The 25,004-nt window shown below is 53.8% G+C and carries 18 protein-coding genes and 1 pseudogene; 15 read left to right on the forward strand and 4 right to left on the reverse strand.

Annotated elements, in window-relative coordinates:
- Positions 1-20: 20 nt before the first annotated feature.
- The 4 genes from smc (at position 21) to V9K95_RS10790 (ending at position 8,761) form a co-directional block, all read left to right on the forward strand.
- Entirely contained in the window at positions 21-3,479 is a 3,459-nt protein-coding gene (gene smc, locus V9K95_RS10775) for a chromosome segregation protein SMC (protein WP_336440781.1), read from the forward strand.
- A 146-nt stretch (positions 3,480-3,625) separates the two neighbouring features.
- Positions 3,626-6,295 (forward strand): pyruvate, phosphate dikinase, encoded by a 2,670-nt coding sequence (gene ppdK / locus V9K95_RS10780; protein WP_307283387.1) that lies wholly within the window; start codon positions 3,626-3,628, stop codon positions 6,293-6,295.
- 74 nt (positions 6,296-6,369) lie between these two features.
- Positions 6,370-7,119 (forward strand): polysaccharide deacetylase family protein, encoded by a 750-nt coding sequence (locus tag V9K95_RS10785; protein ID WP_336440782.1) that lies wholly within the window; start codon positions 6,370-6,372, stop codon positions 7,117-7,119.
- Positions 7,120-7,402: 283 nt separating this feature from the next.
- On the forward strand, positions 7,403-8,761 hold the full coding sequence (locus V9K95_RS10790; protein WP_336440783.1) for an esterase-like activity of phytase family protein: 1,359 nt from the start codon (positions 7,403-7,405) through the stop codon (positions 8,759-8,761).
- Positions 8,762-8,831: 70 nt separating this feature from the next.
- Here V9K95_RS10790 and V9K95_RS10795 read toward each other — a convergent pair whose 3' ends face one another.
- From V9K95_RS10795 to V9K95_RS10805, 3 genes are all read right to left on the reverse strand, one after another.
- Positions 8,832-9,713, reverse strand: coding sequence for an NAD-dependent epimerase/dehydratase family protein (locus V9K95_RS10795; protein ID WP_336440784.1), 882 nt, complete (start codon positions 9,711-9,713; stop codon positions 8,832-8,834).
- A gap of 286 nt (positions 9,714-9,999) precedes the next feature.
- Complete coding sequence (locus V9K95_RS10800; protein ID WP_115052058.1) at positions 10,000-11,394, reverse strand: aminotransferase; 1,395 nt, start codon at positions 11,392-11,394, stop codon at positions 10,000-10,002.
- 94 nt (positions 11,395-11,488) lie between these two features.
- A complete protein-coding gene (locus V9K95_RS10805; protein WP_162802433.1) occupies positions 11,489-11,800 on the reverse strand; it encodes a hypothetical protein in 312 nt (103 codons plus the stop codon).
- Between the two features lie 247 nt (positions 11,801-12,047).
- On the opposite strand from V9K95_RS10805, the gene V9K95_RS10810 reads away from it, so the two are divergent.
- From V9K95_RS10810 to V9K95_RS10820, 3 genes are all read left to right on the forward strand, one after another.
- Complete coding sequence (locus V9K95_RS10810) at positions 12,048-12,971, forward strand: hypothetical protein (RefSeq protein ID WP_336440785.1); 924 nt, start codon at positions 12,048-12,050, stop codon at positions 12,969-12,971.
- Between the two features lie 79 nt (positions 12,972-13,050).
- Positions 13,051-15,330, forward strand: a complete 2,280-nt coding sequence (locus tag V9K95_RS10815; RefSeq protein WP_336440786.1) for a phosphocholine-specific phospholipase C — start codon at positions 13,051-13,053, stop codon at positions 15,328-15,330.
- A gap of 72 nt (positions 15,331-15,402) precedes the next feature.
- The gene (locus V9K95_RS10820; protein ID WP_336440787.1) at positions 15,403-16,269 is read left to right on the forward strand and encodes a DUF1499 domain-containing protein; all 867 of its coding nucleotides are present in this window, start codon (positions 15,403-15,405) and stop codon (positions 16,267-16,269) included.
- Between the two features lie 98 nt (positions 16,270-16,367).
- Here the strand turns inward: V9K95_RS10820 and V9K95_RS10825 are convergent, their stop codons facing one another.
- Positions 16,368-17,270: an MBL fold metallo-hydrolase gene (locus V9K95_RS10825; RefSeq protein WP_336440788.1), complete on the reverse strand. Its 903-nt coding sequence runs from the start codon at positions 17,268-17,270 to the stop codon at positions 16,368-16,370.
- Positions 17,271-17,365: 95 nt separating this feature from the next.
- Here V9K95_RS10825 and V9K95_RS10830 point away from each other — a divergent pair, with 95 nt between their 5' ends.
- The 8 genes and pseudogenes from V9K95_RS10830 (at position 17,366) to uraH (ending at position 24,964) form a co-directional block, all read left to right on the forward strand.
- The gene (locus V9K95_RS10830) at positions 17,366-17,953 is read left to right on the forward strand and encodes a biotin transporter BioY (protein ID WP_336440789.1); all 588 of its coding nucleotides are present in this window, start codon (positions 17,366-17,368) and stop codon (positions 17,951-17,953) included.
- 6 nt (positions 17,954-17,959) lie between these two features.
- Positions 17,960-18,862: pseudogene (puuE, locus tag V9K95_RS10835) on the forward strand (allantoinase PuuE); the annotation flags it as partial.
- Positions 18,846-19,346 (forward strand): ureidoglycolate lyase, encoded by a 501-nt coding sequence (locus V9K95_RS10840; RefSeq protein WP_336440790.1) that lies wholly within the window; start codon positions 18,846-18,848, stop codon positions 19,344-19,346. The pseudogene puuE and the gene V9K95_RS10840, both read left to right, overlap by 17 nt.
- A gap of 292 nt (positions 19,347-19,638) precedes the next feature.
- Entirely contained in the window at positions 19,639-19,938 is a 300-nt protein-coding gene (locus tag V9K95_RS10845; RefSeq protein ID WP_336440791.1) for a GIY-YIG nuclease family protein, read from the forward strand.
- 245 nt (positions 19,939-20,183) lie between these two features.
- Complete coding sequence (xdhA, locus tag V9K95_RS10850) at positions 20,184-21,599, forward strand: xanthine dehydrogenase small subunit (protein WP_336440792.1); 1,416 nt, start codon at positions 20,184-20,186, stop codon at positions 21,597-21,599.
- Positions 21,596-23,914, forward strand: a complete 2,319-nt coding sequence (gene xdhB, locus V9K95_RS10855) for a xanthine dehydrogenase molybdopterin binding subunit (RefSeq protein WP_336440793.1) — start codon at positions 21,596-21,598, stop codon at positions 23,912-23,914. The genes xdhA and xdhB overlap by 4 nt, the downstream gene beginning before the upstream one ends.
- 161 nt (positions 23,915-24,075) lie before the next feature.
- Positions 24,076-24,594 carry a 2-oxo-4-hydroxy-4-carboxy-5-ureidoimidazoline decarboxylase gene (gene uraD / locus V9K95_RS10860; protein WP_162802431.1) on the forward strand — a complete coding sequence of 173 codons (519 nt, stop codon included), beginning with the start codon at positions 24,076-24,078 and terminating at the stop codon, positions 24,592-24,594.
- 13 nt (positions 24,595-24,607) lie between these two features.
- A complete protein-coding gene (gene uraH / locus V9K95_RS10865) occupies positions 24,608-24,964 on the forward strand; it encodes a hydroxyisourate hydrolase (RefSeq protein WP_307283436.1) in 357 nt (118 codons plus the stop codon).
- Positions 24,965-25,004: the final 40 nt, after the last annotated feature.

The following is a 25,004-nucleotide window of genomic DNA, read 5'->3' on the forward strand; positions in this document are numbered from 1 at the left end:
GTTTTTGGAAAGGGCCTCTGATGCGCTTTACCAAACTCCGCCTCCTGGGTTTCAAGTCTTTCGTTGAGCCTGCCGAATTCGTCATTGAAAGCGGGCTGACCGGTGTTGTCGGCCCCAATGGCTGCGGCAAATCCAATCTCGTCGAGGCGCTGCGCTGGGTTATGGGCGAAAGCTCATATAAGAATATGCGCGCCTCCGGCATGGATGATGTTATTTTTTCGGGATCGGGGACGAGGCCTTCGCGCAATACAGCTGAAGTAACGCTTTTCCTCGATAATCAGGACCGTACTGCACCCTCGGCTTTCAATAATGCAGACGAACTACAGGTTTCACGCCGTATCGAGCGCGAGGCCGGATCTGTCTATCGCATTAACGGCAAGGATGCCCGTGCCAAGGATGTGCAACTGCTGTTCGCAGATCAGTCGACTGGTGCGCGTTCGCCCTCCATGGTGGGGCAGGGTCGTATCGGTGAACTGATCCAAGCCAAGCCTCAGGCGCGGCGCGCGCTATTGGAAGAAGCCGCAGGCATTTCCGGCCTGCATACGCGTCGTCACGAAGCAGAATTGCGCTTGCGGGCTGCGGAGCAGAACCTTGAGCGTCTGGAAGATGTTGTTGGCGAGCTTGAGACGCAGATTGAAAGCTTGAGGCGGCAATCGCGCCAAGCAAACCGCTTCAAGAGCCTTTCAGCCGATATAAGACGTTCTGAAGCAATTTTGCTGCACCTGAAATGGTCTGTCGCTAAAACTCAGGAAGGCGAAGCGCAATCAGCTTTGGCTGTCGCAACATCCGGCGTTGGTGAACAGGCGCAACGCCAGATGAATGCTGCCAAAGAGCAGGCTATCGGCGCTCATCATCTACCTGATCTGCGTGAGGCAGAGGCAAAGGCGGCCGCTATACTGCAGCGCCTGACAATCGCCAGATCACAATTGCAAGAGGAAGGTGAGCGCATTCGTGCCCGCCAGACAGAAATTGAGAAGCGACTACAGCAATTCACTGCTGACATTGCTCGTGAAGAGCAGATGATAAGCGACAATGATGACGTGCTGGAGCGCCTCATCACGGAAGAGCAGTCGCTCACCGACGAAAATGCCAATGCTGGAACACGTGAACTGCAAACGCGGGCCGATTTTGAACGTGCCGAAGCAAAGCTTAAGGAAAGTGAAGCAGCGCTCGCAAAAATTACTGCCGAGCGCGCTGAGGCTGCAGCGGAGAGGGCGCAGATTGAACGCAACCTGCGCGAAATAACCGAGCGCCGTGATCGTCTTTTGCGGCAAATAGGTGATGTCGAGCAGGAGCTAAATTCTGTTGCGACGCAAATTTCAACCTTGGCTGACCCGGTTGAAAAGCAAAGACTTGTCCAAGAAGCGGAAGCGATTTTTGCTCAGGCTGAGGAGGCGACATTTGCTTCAGAAGCAGCGGTAGAGACAGCGCGCCAAAAGGAAGCGACGTTGCGGCAACCTTTGCAAGAAGCACGCAGCAATCTAGGACGCGCCGAAACTGAAGCCAATACTTTGGCCAAGATGATCAATGCAGCGGCTTCCGACCTGTTTCCAGCGATTGTGGAGGCCATCAAAGTCGAAAAGGGCTACGAAACAGCACTTGGGGCAGCGCTTGGTGAAGATCTGGACGCCCCGATTGATATTTCCGCACCTGTTTTCTGGGGCGAAATTGCAACAACAGTAGACGATCCAGCGCTACCGGCAGGGGTCAGGTCGTTGGCTGAAGTTGTTCGTGCACCAAGGCAATTGGCCCGTAGACTTGCCCAGATCGGGCTTGTCGATGAAACAGGCGGGGGGCGGCTGCAGGCGCAATTAAAACCGGGACAGCGGCTTGTAAGCACTTCCGGCGATCTATGGCGCTGGGACGGATATACGGCAAGCGCCGACGCTCCTACACCGGCAGCTCAACGACTGGCGCAGAAAAATCGGCTGGCAGAGCTTGATCTTGAGGTTGTTGAATCGACAAAGCAGTTGCGCGTTGCTGAATCGGCTATCGCCGAAGCGGAAAAAGCTGTCCGTGATGCCGTTGAGAATGAACGCACTACCCGCGACCACTGGCGTTCCACGCAACGGTCTTTGAATGATGCGCGTGAGGCCTTGGCGGCGGCGGAGCGAGCTTCGGGCCAGCTGTTCAGCCGGCGTGCCGCACTTGATGAAGGAAAGTCCCGCCTGAGCGAAACGCTTGAAGAGACACAGGAACAGTTGGTCGAAACGCAGATGCGTCTTGAGAATGCCGCTGATGTCGAAGAGTTGAATCGCCGTCTTGCTGCGTTAACCGCCGAGGTTACGCTGGACCGTGCAACTCTTGCGGAAACGCGCGCCATTTATGATGGGCTAAGACGTGAAGCGGAAGCCCGGATACGCCGCCTCGAGTCGATCGGGCTTGAGCGTAAAAGCTGGATTACCCGCGCGGAGAATGCAGATCGTCAGATAAAGTCGCTTGGGGAGCGGCGTCTGGAAGCGGAGAGGGAAGCCGCCAATCTCGCCGATGCACCCGAAGAAATCGCCGAGCGTAACCGCGCTCTGCTTTCGCAACTCTCCGAAGCCGAAGAGCTGCGTAAAAGCGCGGGCGATAAACTGGCTGTAGCGGAGGCCAGACAGCAGGAACTTGACCGGGCCGCAACAGAAGCCATCCAGTCGCTGGCCACTGCTCGGGAAGGCAGGGCGCGGGCTGAAGAACGTCTGTCAGCGGCACAGGAGCGCCGTAAGGACACGGAAGCGCGCATTTTCGAAGCGCTCAATTGCGCACCGCACGAGGCGATGAAATTGACTGGGCTTGGTCCAGACGACCCGCTGCCCGACGTCGACGTGACCGAACGCAATCTTGAGCGGTTGAAAATCGAACGCGAACGATTGGGCGCCGTGAACTTGCGAGCCGAAGAAGAACAGGAAGAACTGTCTGTTCGGCTTGAAGCAATCATCAATGAGCGCGAAGATATTATCGAGGCCGTAAAGAAGCTGCGCCAGGCCATCCAGAGCCTAAATCGCGAAGGACGGGAGCGTCTTTTGGCAGCATTTGAAGTGGTCAATGTGCAGTTCAAGCGGCTTTTCACCCATCTTTTCGGTGGTGGAACAGCGGAATTGCAACTCATCGAGTCTGATGATCCGCTGGAAGCTGGGCTCGAAATTCTTGCTCGGCCCCCAGGAAAGAAGCCGCAAACGATGACGCTTCTATCTGGTGGCGAACAGGCGCTGACAGCCATGGCCTTGATCTTCGCGGTATTTTTGACGAACCCAGCTCCAATCTGTGTGCTGGATGAGGTTGATGCACCGCTCGACGACCATAATGTCGAGCGTTTCTGTAATCTGATGGATGAAATGGCGGCGTCGACCGATACTCGTTTTGTGGTCATCACCCACAATCCGATCACCATGGCCCGCATGAACCGGTTGTTCGGGGTGACGATGGCAGAGCAAGGCGTTAGCCAACTGGTTTCAGTCGATCTTCAGACTGCAGAGCAGTTGCGGGAAGCAAGCTAAGCTGCGTAAATGACTAAACATTTCAAGACTTAACGCGGATTTACCCTGCTAATCGATTTGAATGCTGCAATGCAGCATTTGGCGCTGGCGATTTCCGCATTCATCGCGTAGACCTCAATGAAGCGTTAGCGGCATGGGAGGCTGCAATGGTAAAATGGGTTTATACTTTTGGGGATGGCAAGGCAGAAGGTTCGGCGGGAGATCGCAATCTTCTCGGAGGAAAAGGCGCAAATCTTGCCGAAATGTGTTCGCTGGGCTTGCCGGTTCCCCCCGGATTTACAATCACTTCGGAAGTTTGCAGCTGGTTCTATGAGCATGAGCGCAGCTATCCGGACACGCTTGCCAAGGAAGTCGGACAGGCGCTGGAGCATATTGCCAGTGTAACCGGTCGTACCATTGGGGACAGCAAGAAGCCGCTTCTGGTTTCAGTGCGTTCCGGCTCACGCGCCTCCATGCCTGGAATGATGGATACGGTCCTTAATCTCGGGCTCAATGACGAAACCGTGGAAGCAATTGCCCAGGAAACAGGCGACCCAAGGTTTGCCTATGACAGCTATCGCCGCTTTATTCAGATGTATTCTGATGTTGTCATGGGGCTGGATCATTCAGTTTTTGAAGAGATACTCGAGGATGCCAAGGCCAATTTGGGCCACGATGTCGACACTGCGCTGACTGCCGACGATTGGAAAAATGTCGTTGCGCAGTACAAGGCCAAGATCGAGGAAGAGCTAGAAGAGCCTTTTCCTCAAGACCCTGAACAGCAGCTTTGGGGCGCTATAGGCGCGGTCTTTTCAAGCTGGATGAATGCGCGGGCCGTCACCTACCGGCGTTTGCATAACATACCTGAAAGCTGGGGTACGGCTGTCAGCGTCCAGGCCATGGTATTTGGCAATATGGGCGATAAATCTGCTACTGGCGTAGCCTTCACGCGCAATCCGTCTACGGGCGAAAAGAAGCTCTACGGCGAATTCCTGGTTAATGCACAGGGCGAAGATGTCGTGGCAGGTATCCGCACCCCGCAAAATATTACCGAGGAAGCACGCATCGCTGCGGGTTCTGACAAACCTTCGCTGGAAAAGATCATGCCGGCAGCATTTGCCGAATTCTGCGCTGTTTCGGACAAGCTTGAGAAACACTACACGGACATGCAAGACCTTGAATTTACTATTGAAAATGGTAAATTGTGGATGTTGCAGACCCGATCCGGCAAGCGCACCGCCAAGGCTGCGCTGAAGATTGCAGTTGAGATGGCGGATGAGGGTTTGATATCCCGCGATGAGGCTGTTTTGCGCATTGAGCCTGCATCTTTGGATCAATTGCTGCACCCGACAATCGACCCGAAGGCTAAGCGCGAAGTTATCGGAACGGGTCTTCCCGCATCGCCTGGCGCGGCTACTGGTGAGATTGTCTTCTCGTCGGAAGATGCGGAACAATTGAAGTCAGAGGGCCGCAAGGCCATTTTGGTCCGTATTGAAACCAGCCCTGAAGACATTCACGGCATGCATGCTGCAGAAGCAATTCTGACCACACGCGGCGGCATGACAAGTCATGCTGCCGTGGTGGCGCGCGGCATGGGGAAACCCTGCGTTTCAGGCGCTGGGGCGCTTCGTGTTGACTATCGAAACGAGACACTGCTCGCTATGGGCGTTACCCTCAAAAAGGGCGATATCATTACGATTGACGGGGGAATCGGTCAGGTTTTGAAGGGCGCTGTGCCAATGCTTCAACCTGAATTGTCGGGCGATTTTGGCAAGATCATGGAATGGGCAGATGGTGCCCGCCGCATGAAAGTGCGCGCCAATGCCGAAACTCCCAATGATGCCCGTACGGCGCGTTCCTTTGGCGCCGAGGGGATCGGCCTATGCCGAACGGAGCATATGTTCTTTGAAGGCGAGCGCATTATTGCCATGCGCGAAATGATTTTGGCAGAAAGCGAGAAGGGTCGACGCGCTGCTCTGGATAAGCTGCTGCCAATGCAACGCGCTGATTTCATTGAGTTATTTGAAATTATGCACGGCCTGCCCGTAACGATTCGCCTGCTTGATCCACCACTTCACGAGTTCCTGCCGAAGACAGACGAGGAAATCGCCGAAGTCGCGGCAGCCATGAAGATCAGCTCCGACAAATTACGGGAGCGAACAGAATCCTTACATGAATTCAATCCCATGCTGGGACATCGCGGTTGCCGTTTGGCAATTTCCTACCCGGAAATTGCCGAGATGCAATCCCGCGCCATATTCGAAGCGGCGGTGGAAGCGGCCAAATTGACTGGCGCACCGGTCGAGCTGGAAATCATGGTGCCGCTCGTCGGTCTTCGAGCTGAATTGGATTTTGTGAAAGCGCGGATCGATGCGGTTGCGGCGGATGTGATGAAGGAGACTGAAATCAAGATCAGTTACCTTGTGGGTACGATGATCGAACTGCCACGAGCCGCGATCCGTGCCAATTCAATTGCGGAGGCTGCCGAGTTTTTCTCGTTTGGAACCAATGACTTGACCCAGACGACGTTCGGAATATCCCGCGATGATGCATCTTCGTTCCTGATGACTTACCAGCTCAAGGGTATCATTGAGCAGGACCCATTTGTGTCGATTGACGTGGATGGCGTAGGCGAACTGGTGAAGCTGGCCGCGGAAAAAGGCAGGGCAACCCGGCCAAACATAAAACTTGGAATTTGCGGGGAGCACGGCGGCGATCCGGCATCGATCCATTTTTGCGATCAGGTAGGACTGGACTATGTTTCCTGTTCACCGTTCCGGGTGCCTATTGCCCGGCTTGCCGCGGCGCAGGCATCAGCAAAAACCAAAGGAAAATAAAGGCTTATTGCCATAATTCCGCTTAGTTCCAAGTGCTGTTCGCCGCAGGTTCTCTCGTCTTGCGGCAATATATCATGCGTTTTATCACCACAGTTCAAGTCACATGTTCCATCGCGCTCGCAGCAACTGCTGCCAATGCGGGCAACCATCCGCATTTTGTCGAGCCACAACTTTACATTGCAAAGGGCGGAGCTGCGGCGCCGCAGGTCGCGCTCACTCTTGACGCCTGTTCAGGCCAGACTGATCAGAGAATTCTCAGCTTTTTGGTGGAGAACAAGATCGCTGCAACGATTTTCGTTACTGGCCGATGGTTGAAGCGCAATGCTGCTTCGGTGGCAATCATGAAGGCGCACCCAGAACTTTTTGAATTGGAAAATCATGGGCTTAACCATGTTCCAGCCATCGATAACCAGCCTTTGATGTTTGGATTGAAGACCGCCGGATCATTGCCCGCGATACGATCTGAGATTGAAGGTGGTGTAAATGCGATGCAGATCGCCACCGCCGGAAAACCTGTCTGGTACCGCGACGCGACTGCTCGCTATAGCGACGATGCAGTGAAACTCATTCATGAAATGGGGTACCGGGTTGCAGGATATTCGCTCAATGCCGACATGGGGGCATCCTTGCTTGCGGGCCAAGTGGAGCAGCGGATTTCCGCCGCAAAAGACGGCGATGTCATCATCGCCCATATCAATCAGCCGAGTCGGACGGCAGGGGCCGGGGTGGTAAAAGGCATATTGGCACTGAAGCAAAAGGGCTTCCGTTTCGTTCGGCTGAACGATGTGATTGAAAGTGAGAAGCCAGGTACTCCAAATGCTTGATTGCAACTTAACGCAATCAAATTGCAATTCGAAGTAGAGAATTTTGGGGAAGAATCGGCGATTCTTCGGCAAGTTTCATCAATTTTGCGGTGATCCGGTTCCTGAATCCGTTCTCCATCAGAATTTTTGCCCGTTTCATCACAATATCTGGGTTACTCCTCCAAACTTCACAAACGATGCGTGCTCTCCTTCATCAGGATGTCATGAAACCATAAAATCACGGACACAAAGAGCACCTAAGCGTTGCTGGACACTTTTACTTCAAACTTGATGGTGATGCTCCATGCGCTCAATTTCCGCTGCTCTGTTTCTTACCACCGCCATGATGGCATTGCCGGCCTTGGCGGCTGAACAGGAGTTTCCCGCCAAACTCGTTTCCCATGCGATCCTTCCTGCCAACACAATGGTGAAGGCACCGGAAAACGCGCCGGAACATCTGACTCATGCAGGCAAGTTTACAACCGCTGATCGCAAGCGTGCTGTGGAACTCGGAACAGTGCCGGGCAAGGATGGGGTAAGGCTGACCGGCTTGTCATTACCCTTTGATGGACAACCTTTGCAGGGCTTCTCCGGCATCAAGGCGATTGGCGATGGAACATATTGGTCATTGTCGGATAATGGCTTTGGAACGAAGCTGAATTCGGTCGATGCAATGTTGATGCTGCACCATCTGGCGTTTGATTGGGACAAGGGAACAGTCGAGCGCAAGCAGACGATTTTCCTGACTGACCCAGACAAGAAAGTGCCTTTCCCCATTGTCATGGAGGCCAGCGACACACGCTACCTGACGGGCAGCGATCTCGATATTGAATCCATCCAGCCGGTTGCCGATGGTTTCTGGCTGGGCGAAGAGTTCGGCCCATATTTGATCAAGGTAACAATGGATGGCAAGGTTACGGATGTCGTCGCGACCAAGGTTGGCGACAAGGATGTTCGCTCGCCGGATAATCCTGCAATCACGCTACCAGCCAATCCGACGCTCAAAAATCCGGCCTTTAATCTGAAACGTTCCGGCGGTTATGAAGGCTTGGCGCAATCAAAAGACGGCACCAAATTATATGCACTGCTTGAAGGTCCGCTTTTCGGGGACGACGGCGCTGTTGAGAAGGTTGATGACCAGCCCGCATTGCGGGTAATTGAATTCGATATTGCGTCCAAAAACTGGACGGGTCGCAGCTGGCTTTATCCCCTTTCCGCAGGTGGCGAGGCCATTGGCGATTTCAACATGATCGATGCGACAACGGCGCTGGTAATCGAGCGTGACAATGGCGCGGGAACTGCCGCGAAGGCTTGCGCTGACCCCAAGGCGCCAACGCCCGATTGCTTTGACAAACCATCCAAGCACAAGCGCATCTACAAGATCGAAATGACTGACGCGAATGTGGATAAGGCGGTGCGCAAGATCGGATATATCGATTTGCTAAAAATCGCTGATCCCGACAACAAGAAACGTCAAGGCGGCGGCGAAGGCTTCTACGATATGCCTTTTGTCACCATTGAAAATGTCGATATTGTAGACGATAGCCACATCATCGTCGGCAATGACAATAATCTCCCATTCTCCGCAGGCCGCGCGGTCGACAAGGCGGATGACAATGAATTCGTCATTCTGGAAGTCGGCGACCTGCTGAAAGCGAAGTAATAGATATTGCTGCTGGGGATTGGTCGCGAGATTTAAGCGATCAATCCTCCAGCGCAACGCTTTGCAAAGTCTACTCCGCTTTTCTGCTGATCAAAGCGCCCGCAGGCAAGATTTCCAGACTACGCCGGTCCATTTGTGCCAGCACTTCGCCAAAACCAAAGCGCGCTTGCCATCCAAGAGCGCGTTCAGCCTGGCTGGAATCATATATGCGATCAATGGAGTTCGGAAGGCTCCAACCTCGCTGCTCGAATGCGTCGGCAAGATCTGGCGCGCGCAATCTGATCTGGGAAGCTGCGTCAATCGCCAGTGCTTGACAGTCCTGCTTTGTAAAAGGCGTTGCCGCCGAGATAATGTAGCGTTGAAAATTTGCTCCGCCATTTGTCAGCGCGGCCAAATGGGCATCAGCCACGTCGCGAATATCAATGCCGCGATGCAGCCTGTATGTAGCCATTACATCGCCCGGTTCCGGAAAGGAGCGGGACATGCGCAGAACCCTCACGGCCAATTCGCTAGAAGCCATGTCTTCCAGAAGGCACTCGGCCTCAAGTTTTGTCCGGTGATAAATGCTTTTCGGCACTGGCGGCGTATTTTCGTCGATCCATGTGCAGGAACCGGGAAAAACGGCATATCCGTACAGGGCTGTTGTGCTGGTGAAGACAAGGCGTTTTACGCTAGCAGCAATCGCCGCCTTCGCGACAAGACGGGTTCCTTCAACATTGATACGCTGAAATTCCTCGTCCGGTGTCGTTCCGACATGGGGCGCATGCAAAGCTGCTGTATGAATAACGGCATCGGCGCCTTTGAAGGCTGAGCGAAGCAGCACTTCATTGGCGAAATCACCGACAACATGCGTCGTGGAAAAGGCCGATCGATCTATTCCAACGACCTCATGTTTTTCAGACAAGGCGCCAAAAATAGCGCGGCCTACACGCCCGGAACTCCCTGTAAGCACATGCGCATGCACAACCTTTAACAAACCCTGGTGTGGCCTATTGAATTGCAGACTTTTACGCCGTTTGAAAGCCACGAATTTAGGTTGGTTCGCTCTGCTCTCACATGGGCAAAGCGGTGGTGCGTGGTTCGCCCTTCGGCAAGCTCAAGATAGCTCACCATGAGGAATGGAGTTAATTGCAGGGAGCGCGAAGTCTGCGAAGGCAAACCATCGTGCAGCCTACCATTCTTCCTCATGGTGAGCTTGTCGAACCACGCATTAAAAACCGCTGCAAACCGCTATCGCATCAAGCGGCGCGCAAACCGCCCGTTGAAACATAGGCTTCCGTGTCTGCCAAGGCGAGTTCGAAGCGGTTGAACAGCTCGTTCAGCTCGTCCTCCGTGATGATCATTGGCGGGCAGAATGCGATACTGTCGCCGACAGCGCGAAGCACTGCACCATGACCTTCCAGGAAGCGCGCCAGAGCGGGGCCGACCGCATGGGCGGGATTGAACGGGCGCTTTGTTGCTTTATCGGCCACAAGTTCTACCGCGCCCATCAGACCGCAATTACGCACTTCCCCAACCAAGGGGTGATCTTTCACCTTGGCAAGGCGTGCTTCAAAAAGCGGGGTGAGGCCGCGCACATAATCCACAATATTGCGGCGCTGATAAATCTCGATTGCCTTGACGCCAAGGGCGCAGCCAACCGGATGCCCGCCATAGGTGAAGCCATGGCCAAATGTACCGATTTGAGCGCTATGATCCACATAGGCCTGATAGATGTCTTCGGGCACCAGCACTGCACCAAGCGGTGAATAGGCAGCGGTCAACTGCTTGGCTGCTGAAATGGTTGTCGGCGTCATGCCAACGCTCTGGCTGCCCCACCAGTTTCCGGTGCGGCCGAAGCCGTTTATAACCTCATCTGCGATGATCATGATATCGTGTTCGCGCAGAATCGGCTCAATGGCGCTGAAATAGCTGGCAGGCGGCACGAGCACCCCGCCAGCGCCCATGACAGGCTCGGCGATGAAAGCAGCGATGGTTTCCGGACCTTCACGCTCGATCATATCGCGCAGCGATGTGGCCAGACGCGCAACGAACTCCGCCTCGCTTTCGCCTTCCTGGCCAAAGCGATAATAATGCGGGCAATCCGTATGCAAAATGCCTTCGACCGGCAAATCCCAACCCATGTGATTATAAGGCAGGCCGGTCAGCGATGCAGCCATGATGGTCACGCCATGATAGGCTTTGACGCGGGAAATGATCTTCTTCTTTTTCGGGCGGCCAAGGGCATTGTTGTAATACCAGGCAAGCTTGACCTGCGTGTCATTCGCTTCTGAACCCGACGAGGTATAAAAAACCTTTGAAATCGGTACAGGCGCTATTTCCTTGAGCTTTTCAGCAAGCTCGATCGCCGGTTCCATGCCCTTGCCGCCAAAGAGGTGGTAATAGGGCAGGGTGCGCATCTGTTCCGTCGCAGCCTCGATCATCTCTTCGTCGCCAAAGCCAAGACCCGCGCACCACAGGCCGGACATGCCCTCAATATATTCCTTGCCTTGCGTGTCGTAGAGATAAACGCCCTTGCCATGCCCCATCACCAAGGGGCCGTTTTCCTGCAATTTGTGCAAGGGGGTATAGGGATGGAGGATCGCATTGACATCGCGCTGCTGAACATTGGTAAGGGGGCGGCTGTTAGCCATTTTGTTACTCCGGTTATTGCAAGTTTTTCCCAACACTAACCAGACTGGCTGGAAAGGCAAAGGGTCGCTCCGGAAGATTCAGAAATGAAAGAGATTATAACAGCGGCAAATCACCACCGACATTTATATCGGATTTGTCCGCTGTGACGGCGAAAGTGGTGCCATCATTGCCAAGCGTGACAAAGACAGTCTGCTCAGCTGATCCATCTGAAACGGAGATTGCCGCCACGCGCTGATAATCGCTGTTTTCGGGCGCCCTGATATTGAAGATCAGCTTTCCATCAACCAAATCCACGGCCTTTTGCAAGGCGCCTTCAAAACCATCGGCAACGATATCCTGCGCGCCAAGCGCCAATTCAACTTCTACAACTTCAAGCGAAACCGCTTTGCCAGCTTCAGGCATCATATCCGGCCTCGTCATGTTATCTTCTGTCAGCGGTGTGTCTCCGCGCTCTGTTTCTGCCAAATCACTTGATTCGATGATGGCAGGAGTGTGCCATCTGATACACTCATAAAATGTAAACGGCTTAAATCAGTCGAGTTTCTTGCCCCTAAATCTGTAGCGGAACTGTCATCAGAATTTTATACAGGCCGTTTAGACGACGATTCATATTACGACGCATAATTTGATTTATTTGTTTCAGGAGTGAGCTTTGAAATATCGTTTTTGTCTATTATTGCTTCTCGTGCTGGTTGCAGCGTGCAACGACTCCGGGTCAAAGTCCGACACATCGGCATCAACTTTCAGTAGAGAAATCAATGAGCTGAAAGCAAAGAACGAAAATCTCGAGAATGATAAAGCTGTATTGGCAAAGCAAGCTGACGACCTTGAACAAGCGCGTGCGAGCACCGCAGTCGAGATAAATGCGCTCAAGAGCAAGCTGAAAAAGCTGACAGATGAGTTGGCGAACTATGGAAATCTTGAGAGTGACAAGGCTGCCTTGGCCAAGCAAGTCAGCGATCTTGAAAAAACGCGTGCTGATCTTGAAAAGGCGCGTGACGGCAATGCCACCGACATGAGGGCTCTCAAGAGCAAGCTGAAAGAGCTGTCGGACGAGCTGGCGAAGCCGGGTGAAGACAGCCCGGACCTTCTAAAGCAGGTGAAAGAGATCAAAGCATCGCTGGTCAGTCTGGAAAGCAAGAAAACAGAACTTGATGGCTTGTTGGGTGAGGTAGCGTTGGAGCTTGCAAAGGTCAAGGACACGGCTGAAGCGGATAAGGCTGCCTTGGCGAAACAAGTCAGCGATCTTGAAAAAGTGCGTGCTGATCTTGAAAAGGCGCATGACGGCAATGTTACCGAGATGAAGGCTCACAAGAGCAAGCTGAAAGAGCTGTCGGACGAGCTGGCGAAGCCCGGTGAAGACAGTCCGGACCTTCTAAAGCAGGTGAAAGAGATCAAAGCATCGCTGGTTAGTCTGGAAAGCAAAAGAGCAGAACTTGATGGTTTATTGGGTGAAACAGCATTGGAGCTGGCAAAGGTCAAGGACAAGGCTGCTGCAGACAAAGCTGCGCTTTTAACGGCAGTGTCAGTGCTTAAACTTGAAAACGACTACATGAGAGAAGACCTTTGCGAATAATCCACGAGGTGGGACTGCTTTGCGCGATGATTTGAAGGCGCAACGGGTAGAATTTTATTTTTGATTTCAGGATAGAATAATGGATAGACGCGATTTTATTAAAATGCTTGGTTTGGCTGGTTCAAGTGCAGCAGCCTATTCGGCATGCTCGGCCTATATGAGCGAGGCCTTGGCCGGTTCGACCGTGGTCGCAGATTTGCTTAATGCAGCTCCGGACTGTGCAAAGGGCTCGCTGGCCGATATTGAGCATGTGGTTATCCTGATGCAGGAAAACCGCTCTTTTGATCATTATTTTGGGACATTGCGCGGAGTTCGCGGGTTTGGCGATCCGCGGCCAATGAAACAAAAAAATGGTGAGCCAATCTGGCATCAATCTCAAAAAACCGAGTCTGCGCCCAAGGTGAAGCCCTATCGCTTGCCACAAGGCACAAGTGCTGACACAGACGCGGGAGACGTTTTCTTGCAGGATCCACCGCATGGTTTCAATGATGGTATTGCTGCCTGGAACTTTGGCCTTAGCGATAAATGGATTCCCAATAAAAGAATCGTCAGCATGGCGCATTATGTCGAGCCGGATATTCCACTTTATTTCCGGCTCGCAAAAGCATTCACAGTTTGCGATGCCTATTTTTGCTCCGTTAACAGCTCAACGGATCCCAACCGCTCATATTTCTGGACAGGAACAAGTCATAGCAAAGCCACTAATAGTTCTTTCAGCGGGCTTAGAGTTTCCGATGATTCTCCCCTGCGACCAAGTTGGAAAACCTATCCCGAGCGGCTTGAAGAGCTTCAGGTAGATTGGAAATTCTATCAGGACGGGCTGACCTGGACCCGTGATCCGTTTGCAGGCAATTATGGTGACAACACGCTTGAGTACTTCAGGCAGTACCGCGGCACAAACAAGTCGTTGGAAGAGCGGTCTGTCATCAACATCAAGAGTCAAACAGTCAATTCAGTGCTGCGGAGCGAGGCGGATAAGCCATCCCGTTTCGAGCAGGACGTCATCGATGACAAGCTGCCTGCAATTTCGTGGATCGTGCCGCCGGAAGCCTTCAGTGAACATCCAAAATACCCCCCGCACTTTGGTGAATACTATTTGAGTGAAGTTTTGCGCGCGCTGCTGGCGAATAAGGCAGTCTGGCACAAGACAGCACTGATTATAAATTACGATGAAAATGGCGGGTTTTTCGACCATGTACTGCCTCCAGCGCCACCGATGAATAGTAGTGCCGGTGTGGTTTCTCCCGGTATAAAATTAACAACTACCGGCGAGCAGGGCGATCTGAATTCGGAAGGCTCCAATGGCAAGCCTATGGGCCTGGGACCACGCGTTCCAATGATTATCGTATCGCCATGGACTTCGGGTGGCCGCGTCTGTTCCGAGACGTTTGATCACACATCGGTCCTTCAGTTTTTGGAAGCATGGCTTAAGGCGAGCGGTGTCCAGGCTCCGACAGACTTCGACATGATCTCTTCGTGGCGAAAGGCCATTACCGGCGATCTGACCAGCGTGTTTGATTTTAATCGCACCAAATTCAAGCCCATGGAAAAACTGATAAATGCGATTCAGCCGACCAAAATCTATACGAAAGAGGAACGAGAAATCGCACAAGGCACAAGTGCATACATACCGTCGATAAAGGACGTGCTGGCTGATCCCGATGCAACCAGACCCGTTTCGGTAAAGCAGGATAAGACACAATGTGATCTCTTGCCTGTCGGCTACGATTTTCAGACTTTATGCAGCTTTACCAACAACTCGCCGCCGAAACTGAAAATCACATTCAGGAACCGTGGCCGGCTGGGCGCATCATTCACCATTCTTTCCTATGACCGGAGTGATGGCGGCTGGTTTGACACTGTCGAAGGAATCAAACTAGGCGGTGCACCGATCGATATTTCCGACGTCTGGAATATGAATATTAGTAAAGAAAGTGGGTGGTCGAACAACCAGTATTCCTATGCAGTCCATGGTCCTAACGGCTATCTGGCCGAGTTCCGTGGTGAATTGGGCAGTGTCAGCGACAATCAGATTGCTCACCTTGTCGATGTCAAAACTTCTTTGGACGGCCGGACAATCGAGTTTATTTTCGGTGAATGGCCAACGGCAAGCGGAAAGCTGAAAGTGGTCAACGCCTATACCGGCGAAGAAAAAACAGTCGAAACTGGTACGAAAACTGTTTCATTCTCCACCAAGGATGGTTGGTATGACATATCCTTTGTCGATGCCTTGAGTTCCTCAATCTATCTGCGGCGCTATGCGGGTCATGCTGAGAACGGCAAGATCAGCAAGACCGATCCCGCAATCGGCTTAGCATATGATGAGACGAAGCGAATTTATGTTCCCGTAATCGCTTGATTTGATTATGGTCGGACTTTCACCACCAAAGGAGGTGGAAGTCCGGCTTCATATGCTTGTGTCCATACACAAATGCGATTAGCTGTTTTCCTGTCATTGATGGAATTTCAGGGAATCATGCGACCGCAACACTCAAGCCAATGGCGTCGCCGCCATTCGATTTCAGCAAAATGGTCCGTTCGCATTGCGTTTTTGAGCCTCATACTTTTTGTCGTTTCGGGCCTCGGCCACCGCTTTGAGCAAATCGAGACACCCGAATTTCTCTGGCTTCTAGCTATTGTAGCAGGGCTGGCATGCCTGGCATTGCTGCTGGCACTCAAGGGTTTCACCAGCCTGTGGCGGCGCGGCGATATTGGCTTCACCCGGTCATTCTGGGGCACATTGATCGCGCTGCTGGTGCTGATACCCTTCATGACAACGATTTATCAAGTCATGGTTCTACCGGCAATTTATGATGTTTCGACCGATTTAACCGATCCACCCGCTTTGTTGGAAACGGGCCGCCGTTCAGTCAATATGAATCCCGTCATCAATGATCCGGATAGTCGCGGGCTGCAGGCGAAGGCCTATCCTGAAGTCACTGGACGCCGCTATGAGGGTTCGCCCGACAGGATTCTCACGGCGGTCAAAACGGTTATCGCCAACAATGGCTGGGCAATTATCAGCCAAAAAGGCGAGCCCGGTGAGACAGAGGAGATTCTGGTTGATGTCGTGGCACGGACCTGGCTTTTGGGCTTTACCAGCGATGTAGTGATCCGCCTTAGCGATGAAGGTGAAACGACCTATGTCGATATGCGCTCCGTTTCGCGTTATGGAACCCATGATCTTGGTGAAAATGCTGACCGGATTGCGGCTTTCATGACGGCTCTCGATATGGAAGTGCAGGGTGTGCAGCCCGAGGAAGAAACGACAGAAGTCCCGCCCGCCGACGCTTCCTAAAAGTAATTCCAGCAAAAGTGTGCAGCGGTTTTGCGTCCGGAATTGCGTAAAGGCAAAGGCCTGGTGCGCCGTTTTGATTCGACCAAAACGCAAAGGCTCTAGGCCCAGTAAACACCGTCGATCGCGGGATTGCCTTCGGTTTGCACAAGACCACGCGTAACCATGTCTTCCAGATGAGCCAGTACCGATAGGGCTGCAGCGCCATGCAGGCGCGGATCCGTGTCGCGGTAGATTGCCTTTACCATGGCGGCAATCGTACGGTCTCCGGCGCGAACCCTTTCCAGAATGGCACGTTCCCGCATTTTACGATGGCCGCGCAGACCACGCACGAAAGCCTTGGGTTTTGTGACCGCCCCACCATGGCCGGGCAGATAGACACGCGAATCCAGTTCCAGCATCACATCAAGCGACGCCATATAATCGGACATGGAACCGTCCGGCGGTGCGACAATGGAGGTGGACCACGCCATGATGTGGTCGGCCGAGAACAGTATTCCGGTGTCTTCCAGTGCGAAAACCACGTGATTGGCCGTATGGCCTGGCGTATGGATTGTGCGCAAAGCCCAGCCGTCGCCATTGATGACCGTATCATTTGCCGCAATAATATCCGGGACGAATTCCGTATCCGCGCTGGCATCGAGCAGATTGACTTCACCAATATGCAGTGGGCGGGCTGCACGATGCGGACCTTCCGCTACAAGCACAGCGCCAAGCTCGTCTTTCAGAACCGAGGCGAGCGGGGAATGATCGCGGTGCGTATGGCTGACAAAAATGTGGCTGACAGGGCGACCGGCAATAGCACGCAGCAAAGTTGCCTTGTGGGCATCATCAAGCGGACCTGGGTCAATCAGCGCCAGCGTATCCTTGCCGATCAGATAGGAATTGGTGCCGTAAAAGGTGAAGGGGCTCGGATTGTTCACCGTGATTCGCTGAATCTGCGGGGCAACATCCACGGCCTCGCCATAATGCGGCGCGAATTTAATATCGAAACTCAGGGACATTGATGTGGGCTGACCTTTATGCGCCTATTGCAGTGCGGGATGAAGCTTAATATACCTCTTCAAGAAGTGGCGAAAGCCAATATGGAGGATAGACCATGATCACTGCAAAAACCCGCTCTCTCGCCGAAACGTTCCAGCCGGAAGGCCAATTGGCCAAAGCCGTGTGGTTTGTCACGCTTGCTCTCGTTGGCTCGGCCCTGATGGCGCTTTCAGCCAAGACGAAAGTGGACATGGTCTTCGTCAATGTGACGATGCAGACATTTGCCGTGTTTGCGATCTCCGCCGCCTATGGCTCGCGTCTCGCCGTGGCAACCATGGCGCTCTATTTGCTTGAAGGTGCTCTCGGCATGCCCGTATTCACTGGAACACCAGAAAAGGGCATTGGTCTTGCCTATATGGTTGGACCGACAGGCGGTTATCTCTTGTCTTACCTCGCAGCTGCATGGATTGTCGGACGCGCAGCCGATAAGGGCTTTGCCCGCAACGCGATTTCCATCGGCCTGTCGATGCTCGTTGCCGAAGTCATTATTCTCACCATGGGCTTCCTATGGATGGCATATTTGTTCGGTTTCGAGAAGGCTTTCGCTTATGGCGTTGGCGTATTCATCATCGGCGATGTTCTGAAGCTGGCGCTGGCAGCACTCGGAGTTCTTGCCCTCGGATCATTGCTCAAGCGTCGTTGATCTCACTTGGTTGATTATCCGCGCAATCTGATCGGCTATGGCCGCAACACGCCCGACCCGAAATGGCCGGGCGGAGCCAAGCTGGCCGTGCAATTTGTGGTGAATTACGAGGAGGGCGGCGAAAGCTGCATCCTCGATCAGGACCCCGCATCCGAAAACCTTCTGTCTGAGATCGTTGGCGCGCAATCATGGCCGGGCCAGCGCAATCTCAATATGGAATCCATCTACGAATATGGATCGCGCGCTGGTTTCTGGCGGCTATGGCGATTGTTCACGCGCCGCAACATGCCAGTCACGGTCTATGGCGTGACGCTCGCCATGGCGCGCAATCCAGACGCCGTTGCCGCAATGAAAGAGGCTGACTGGGAAATAGCAAGCCACGGCCTGCGCTGGCTGGAATACAAGGATTTTCCGGAGGAACGCGAACGCGAGCACATTTTGGAAGCTGTGCGCCTGCATACCGAAATTACGGGCTCGCGGCCGCTGGGGATTTATCAAGGCAAGCCGTCGGACAATACGCTGAAGATCGTCATGGAAGAGGGCGGCTTTGTCTATTCCGCCGATAGCTATGCGGACGAGCTGCCCTATTGGGTGGAAGGTCCGAAAGGCCCCCATCTCATTGTTCCCTATACGCTTGACGCCAATGATATGCGTTTTGCCACGCCGCAAGGTTTCAACTCCGGTGACCAGTTCTATTCTTATCTGAAGGACACGTTTGATGTTCTTTATAAAGAGGGACAGGAAGGAGCGGCCAAGATGATGTCCGTAGGCCTGCATTGCCGTCTGGTTGGACGTCCGGGACGCGCTGCCGCATTGGAGCGCTTTCTCGATTATGTTCAGCAACACAGCGATGTCTGGGTGGCGCGCCGCATCGATATTGCAAGGCACTGGCATGAACATCATCACCCTTGATGTTCAGCCGCTGACCAAGGCAGCATTTGAGCCATTCGGCGATGTGATTGAAGTGGCGGGCGCGGAGCTGCGCCTGATCAATGGTGGTACGACTGAACGTTATCATGACCTTGCCAAGGTTGACGTGGCCGGTGATCAAGCGCGCGTCCTGATCAATATTTTTCGCGGACAGGCTTTTGCGCCTCCCATCGATATCCATATGCTGGAGCGGCATCCACTCGGCAGCCAGGCATTCTATCCATTGCAGAACAGGCCGTTTTTAGTCGTCGTGGGCGAAGATGCGGGCGGCAAACCCGCAAACCCGGTAGCATTTTTGGTGCAGGGCAACCAGGGCGTGAACTACCACCGCAATGTCTGGCACCATCCGCTGATATCGCTGGAGCAGAGCTCGGATTTCATGGTGGTGGATCGCGGCGGCGAAGGTGATAATCTCGAAGAATATTTTTGGCCGGATCGTATTTTTCGGATTGAAGCGGTTTAGCACCTGCGCACCTCATAATGCGTGGCTCGTTCTTCGAAAGGCTCAGCATAGCTCACCATGAGCGAGGTGACTGATTGCTCCTGCGCTGTGCGTGGTTCGACAAGCTCACCATGAGGGAGGTGGTTGGATTGCAAATAGTTATCTGCGACATCCCCAAACTAGACTCCCTGCCACTCTCAACCTCCCTCATGGTGAGCTTGTCGAACCACGCACAGCGCAGATGCAACTTTGGTATAATTGCTCGACCGGTGACCGTCTGTTTATACTTTCAGTTTCAAGCATGGGAGACTGAATGGAGGCAACGGTTTACATTCTAAGATGTTCTGATGGTTCTTATTATACCGGATTAACGAAGCAAGAAATTGAAGCCCGGGTTTGGGAACATAATGCCGGAATCTGTGATGGATATACCAAACACCGCCGACCTGTAGAACTTGTTTTTACTGAAACCTATGATCGCATTCTTGATGCAATAGCACGTGAACGGCAAATCAAAGGCTGGTCACGGGTGAAGAAGCAGGCTCTCATTGCACTGAATTACGAAGGTTTGCCTGAGTTGTCCAAAAATCGCCAGAAAATTCATAGCGCCTGAGTTGTGCGTGGTTCGCCCGCAAGCTCTGGTTTGCATTTGCGGTGGTGCGTTGTTCGACAAGCTCACCATGAGGGAGGTGGTTGATTGCAAGGAGCTAAATCCTGCTGCTCCGAGTTTATCTTGCAGCCCCAACCTTCCTCATGGTGAGCTTGTCGAACCACGCACTTTGTTATTGCAGCTAAATCACCACCCGGTTCTGCTTACGCCCTCTTGACGCGATCACATTGGCGGATGAAGCTGATATCATGTCAAATTCCGTTCGTTTTTTTCTAAATGGTCAAATTCACGAAGCCAATGTGCGGCCCGATACCACGGTGCTGGATTGGCTGCGTAATGTGCCGCGACTGACCGGCACAAAGGAGGGCTGTGCGGAGGGTGATTGCGGTGCCTGTTCGGTGCTGATCGGTCATGTTGACGGCGATCAGGTGAAATATCACGCGGCCAATAGCTGCATCCTTGCCATGGGCCAGATCGATGGGCGCGCGCTGGTTACGGTGGAAGGGCTGAAAACCGGCGAGCTACATCCGATACAGGCGGCAATGGCGGAAAACGGTTCGTCGCAATGCGGTTTTTGTACTCCCGGAATTGTCATGTCCTTAGCCGGGCTCGCGGCGTCTAATCCGCAGGCCGATGACGAGGCCATTCATGATGCGCTGGCAGGCAATCTTTGTCGGTGTACCGGCTATCGGCCAATTGTCGAGGCGGCGCGCAAGGTGGTTGCTGCCGGAGGAGCGGCGATTGCCGGGCCGCATGTGGCTGCCTTTGCCGAGATCGAACCGCAATCAATGCTATCGGATGGCGGGGCGGTTTTTCATCAACCGGCATCCCTGAACGAACTTTTAGCACTGCGAAGCGAGAAGCCCGAAGCAATTCTGCTTGGGGGCGGCACTGATCTTGGTGTTGCGCTAGCGGATTATCATACGGACTGGAATGAGGTGATAGCGCTCGCATCGGTGCGCGAACTTCGCCAGATTCGCGAAACGGATAACCATTTGAGCTTTGGCGCGGCGGTAACCTGGGAAGAGGTGCTGGCGCGGGTAAGCGCGCATTATCCCTCGCTCGCCACGCTTATTCGCCGGTTCGGTTCCACACAAATACGCTCCATGGGTACCATTGGCGGCAATATTGGCACGGCCAGCCCCATTGGCGATGGACCTCCGGCCTTGATTGCGCTTGGGGCAGAGATTGAACTGGCATCGCTGAGCGGACATAGATTCCTATCGCTTGAAGACTTCTTTCTCGATTACCGCAAAACAGAATTACGACCCAATGAGGTAATTGCTTCAATCTCCATACCCAAGCCAAGAGAGGGCCAAGCATTTCGCGTCTACAAAATCTCCAAGCGTTACGATCAGGATATTTCGACAGTCTGCGGAGCTTTTTCAGTTTTCTGCGAAGAGGGGCAGGTCCGCAGTGCCCGCATCGCTTTTGGTGGCATGGCGGCAACACCCGTGCGGGCAATAGAGGCCGAACAGGCGCTCGTCGGAACCGCGCTTGACAGGCGCGCGGCAGAGAGCTGCGCTGCTGCCATTACCGCGCTGTTCAAGCCATTGAGCGATTGGCGCGGCAGTGCGGAATATCGATTGCTGGTCGCAGCAAATCTTGTAGAGCGCTTCCGGCGCGATGTGGCAGGTGAAACAGTTGAGGTCATGGCGCTATGAACATTGACCCTAAAATTGTTCAACGCAGTATTGTCGGCAAGGGTATCGCCCATGACAGCGCGGCGCGCCATGTGGCAGGTGAGGCCAATTACATTGACGATATGCCCGAACTGCCGGGAACGCTGCATGCAGCCTTTGTCCTGTCTCCAGTGGCGCATGGCAAGCTTAATGGTTTTGACGCAAGCGAAGCGCTGGCAATGCCGGGTGTTGCGGGTGTCTGGTCGGCGAAAGATGTGCCGGGCCATAATGAGGTCGGGCCGATCCATACCGGCGAGACATTGTTTGCCGAAGATATTGTCGACCATGAAGGCCGCGTGATTGCGGTGGTTGCGGCCGGTGATTTCGAAACCGCCTATCGCGCTGCCAAAAAGGTCAAGCTGGATATTGAGCCTTTGGAAGCCGTGCTTGATATTGAGGAAGCGCATCGACGCAAAAACTATGTGGTGCCGGTACAGGAGGTCATTGACGGTGATGTCGATGCGGCGCTGGCAAGTGCGCCGCACGTCTTTTCCGGCAAACTCAAAATGGGCGGTCAGGATCATTTCTATCTGGAAACCCATATCGCCTATGCCATTCCGGGTGAAAACGGCGAAATGCTGGTGCATTCCTCGACACAGCATCCGACCGAAGTGCAACATCATGTGGCTGGTATCCTTGGTATTCACGCTAATGCCGTGGAATGCCAGGTGCGACGTATGGGGGGCGGCTTTGGCGGCAAGGAAAGCCAGCCGACAATTATCGCTGGCGCTGCGGCGCTGATCTCTGCCAAGACCGGCAAGCCATGCAAGATGCGGCTCAAACGCCGTGACGATATGGCCGGAACCGGCAAGCGCCATGATTTCGTTGTCAACTGGAAGGTGGGCGTGGATGGGCGCGGACGCATCCTTGGACTTGATGCGGAATATCTTGCGCGGGCGGGCAATCTGCCGGACCTGACGGGGCCGGTCATTACGCGGGCGCTGACCCATACGGACAATTCCTACCACATTCCCAATGCGCGCTTTGTGGGACATGCCTGCAAAACCAATACGGTTTCCAATACGGCGTTTCGTGGTTTTGGCGGACCGCAAGGGATCATCACCATTGAGGCGGTTATCGACACGATTGCGCGCGAATTAAAGCTTGATCCGAATGCGGTGCGGGCGATCAATTATTATGGCGATGGGACAGGCGATACCACGCCTTACGGCCAGAAGGTTGAGGATAATCGCCTTGTCGAGGTGACGGAGGCAGTGCTTGCCTCGGCGGACTGGCAGCAGCGACGGGCCGAAATCGATGCGCATAATGCCGCCAATCCAATTATCCGGCGCGGGCTGGCAATGATGCCGGTGAAGTTCGGTATTTCATTCAATTTGACCTCGCTCAATCAGGCGGGCGCGCTGGTGCATGTCTATCTGGACGGTTCGATTTTCCTGAACCATGGTGGCACGGAAATGGGGCAGGGCCTGTTCGTCAAAGTGGCGCAAGTCGTGGCGGAAGTGTTTCAGGTTGATCTCGACATGGTGCGAATTTCCTCCACTGCGACGGGGAAAGTGCCCAATACCAGCGCGACAGCGGCATCTACGGGGTCTGATCTCAATGGCATGGCAGCCTTCAAGGCGGCGACCGCGATCAAGGCCCGTTTGACCACTGTTGCCGCCGAACATTTTGATGTTGAGGAAGAGGTGATCATCTACCGCGAGGGCCGGGTTCACGCGGATAATAGATCCGTTTCCTTCGGCGAGCTGGCAAAAATAGCCTGGGCGAAACGGGTGCAGCTTTCGGAAGCAGGGCACTATGCGACGCCTAAAATCCACTGGGATGGCAAGACCATGAAGGGCAGGCCATTCTTCTATTTCAGCTATGGCGCGGCGGTGGCGGAGGTGGCGATTGACACGCTGACCGGCGAGACACGCTGCCTGCGCGCCGATATTTTGCAGGATGTGGGTTCGCCGCTCAATCCGGCAATTGATCTTGGCCAGATCGAAGGCGCCTTCGTGCAGGGCATGGGCTGGGTAACTTGCGAGGAGCTTTGGTGGGACAAGACGGGGCGATTGAGGACTGTTGGCCCATCGACTTACAAAATACCCGGATCACGCGATGTGCCGCCCATTTTCAATGTCCGCATTCTTGATAATATGCCCAACCGCGAGGAAACAGTGTTCCGCTCAAAAGCCATTGGCGAGCCGCCTTTGATGCTTGGAATTTCCATCTGGCTGGCAATCCGCGATGCCATCGCTTCCATAGCCGGATCAGTGCCGCAACTGGATAGTCCCGCAACACCCGAAGCCGTATTGCGGGCGGTGAAACAAAGCTCCCCCTCCGGCTCTCGATAAGCAAAACCCGGCTTGATAGGCGTTTCCTATAACGACTTTATATCTGAACGAGGTGTGGACAATTCAGTCAAGGCAGATTTGAGCATTCGTTTTTAACCTTGATCGCAATAGCATCATGCCTCAGCTTGTTGAACCATGCCTGGTTGGATCGGCAACAGCAGATGAATTGGATCACAATGACGCTTGATGAACTGAACGAAGCAAGCACTCAGAAATTCATTGAGGCGCTGGGCAGCATCTTCGAACATTCGCCTTGGGTGCCGGAAGGGGTCGCAGATATGCGCCCCTTTGCAAATGTCGACCAATTGCATGGCGCCATGCTGGCTGTTGTCGCGAAGGCAGGGCAAATGGCGCAGCTCGGATTGATCCGCGCTCATCCGGACCTTGCCGGAAAAGCCGCGCGCCAGGGCAGGCTGACGACAAGTTCAACATCCGAACAAAAGGGTGCAGGTCTTGACCGGTTGACCGATGAAGAATTCGATGAGTTTCACGCCCTGAACAATGCCTATCAGAGCAGATTCGGGTTTCCCTTCATTCTTGCAGTGCGCGGCCACGACAAGCATTCCATCATGGCAGCCTTCCGCCAGCGGCTTGAGAACAATTCGGGCGAGGAGGTTCTGGAAGCGTTGCGGCAGATCGGGCAGATCGCGCGTTTTCGTCTTGATGATCTGATTTCATGAGAAGGGGCTCTTGATGGGCAAGCTATCGACACATGTTCTGAACACGGCTGACGGACGACCCGCTGAGGGCGTGCGCCTGACGCTGCATCGTATAAACGCTGCCGGCGGGCGACACCTGCTTGCCACCGCAATGACCAATGCCGATGGCAGGACTGACGCGCCTTTACTATCGACGGCGGACATGGTGGCCGGGCAGTATGAGCTGACATTTCATGTGGGCGACTATTTCAAGGGAAAAGACGTAGCTTTGCCCGAACCTGCATTTCTTGACGACATTCCAATACGTTTCGCAATTTCCGATGTGCAGGGCAATTATCATGTGCCGCTGCTGGTGACGCCGTGGTCGTATTCGACTTATCGGGGGAGTTAGGGGTTGAAAGCTATGGTGCCGTGGTTCGACAAGCTCACCA

The organism is Phyllobacterium sp. CCNWLW183, from assembly GCF_037203775.1.
Classification (GTDB): Bacteria; Pseudomonadota; Alphaproteobacteria; order Rhizobiales; family Rhizobiaceae; genus Phyllobacterium; species Phyllobacterium ifriqiyense.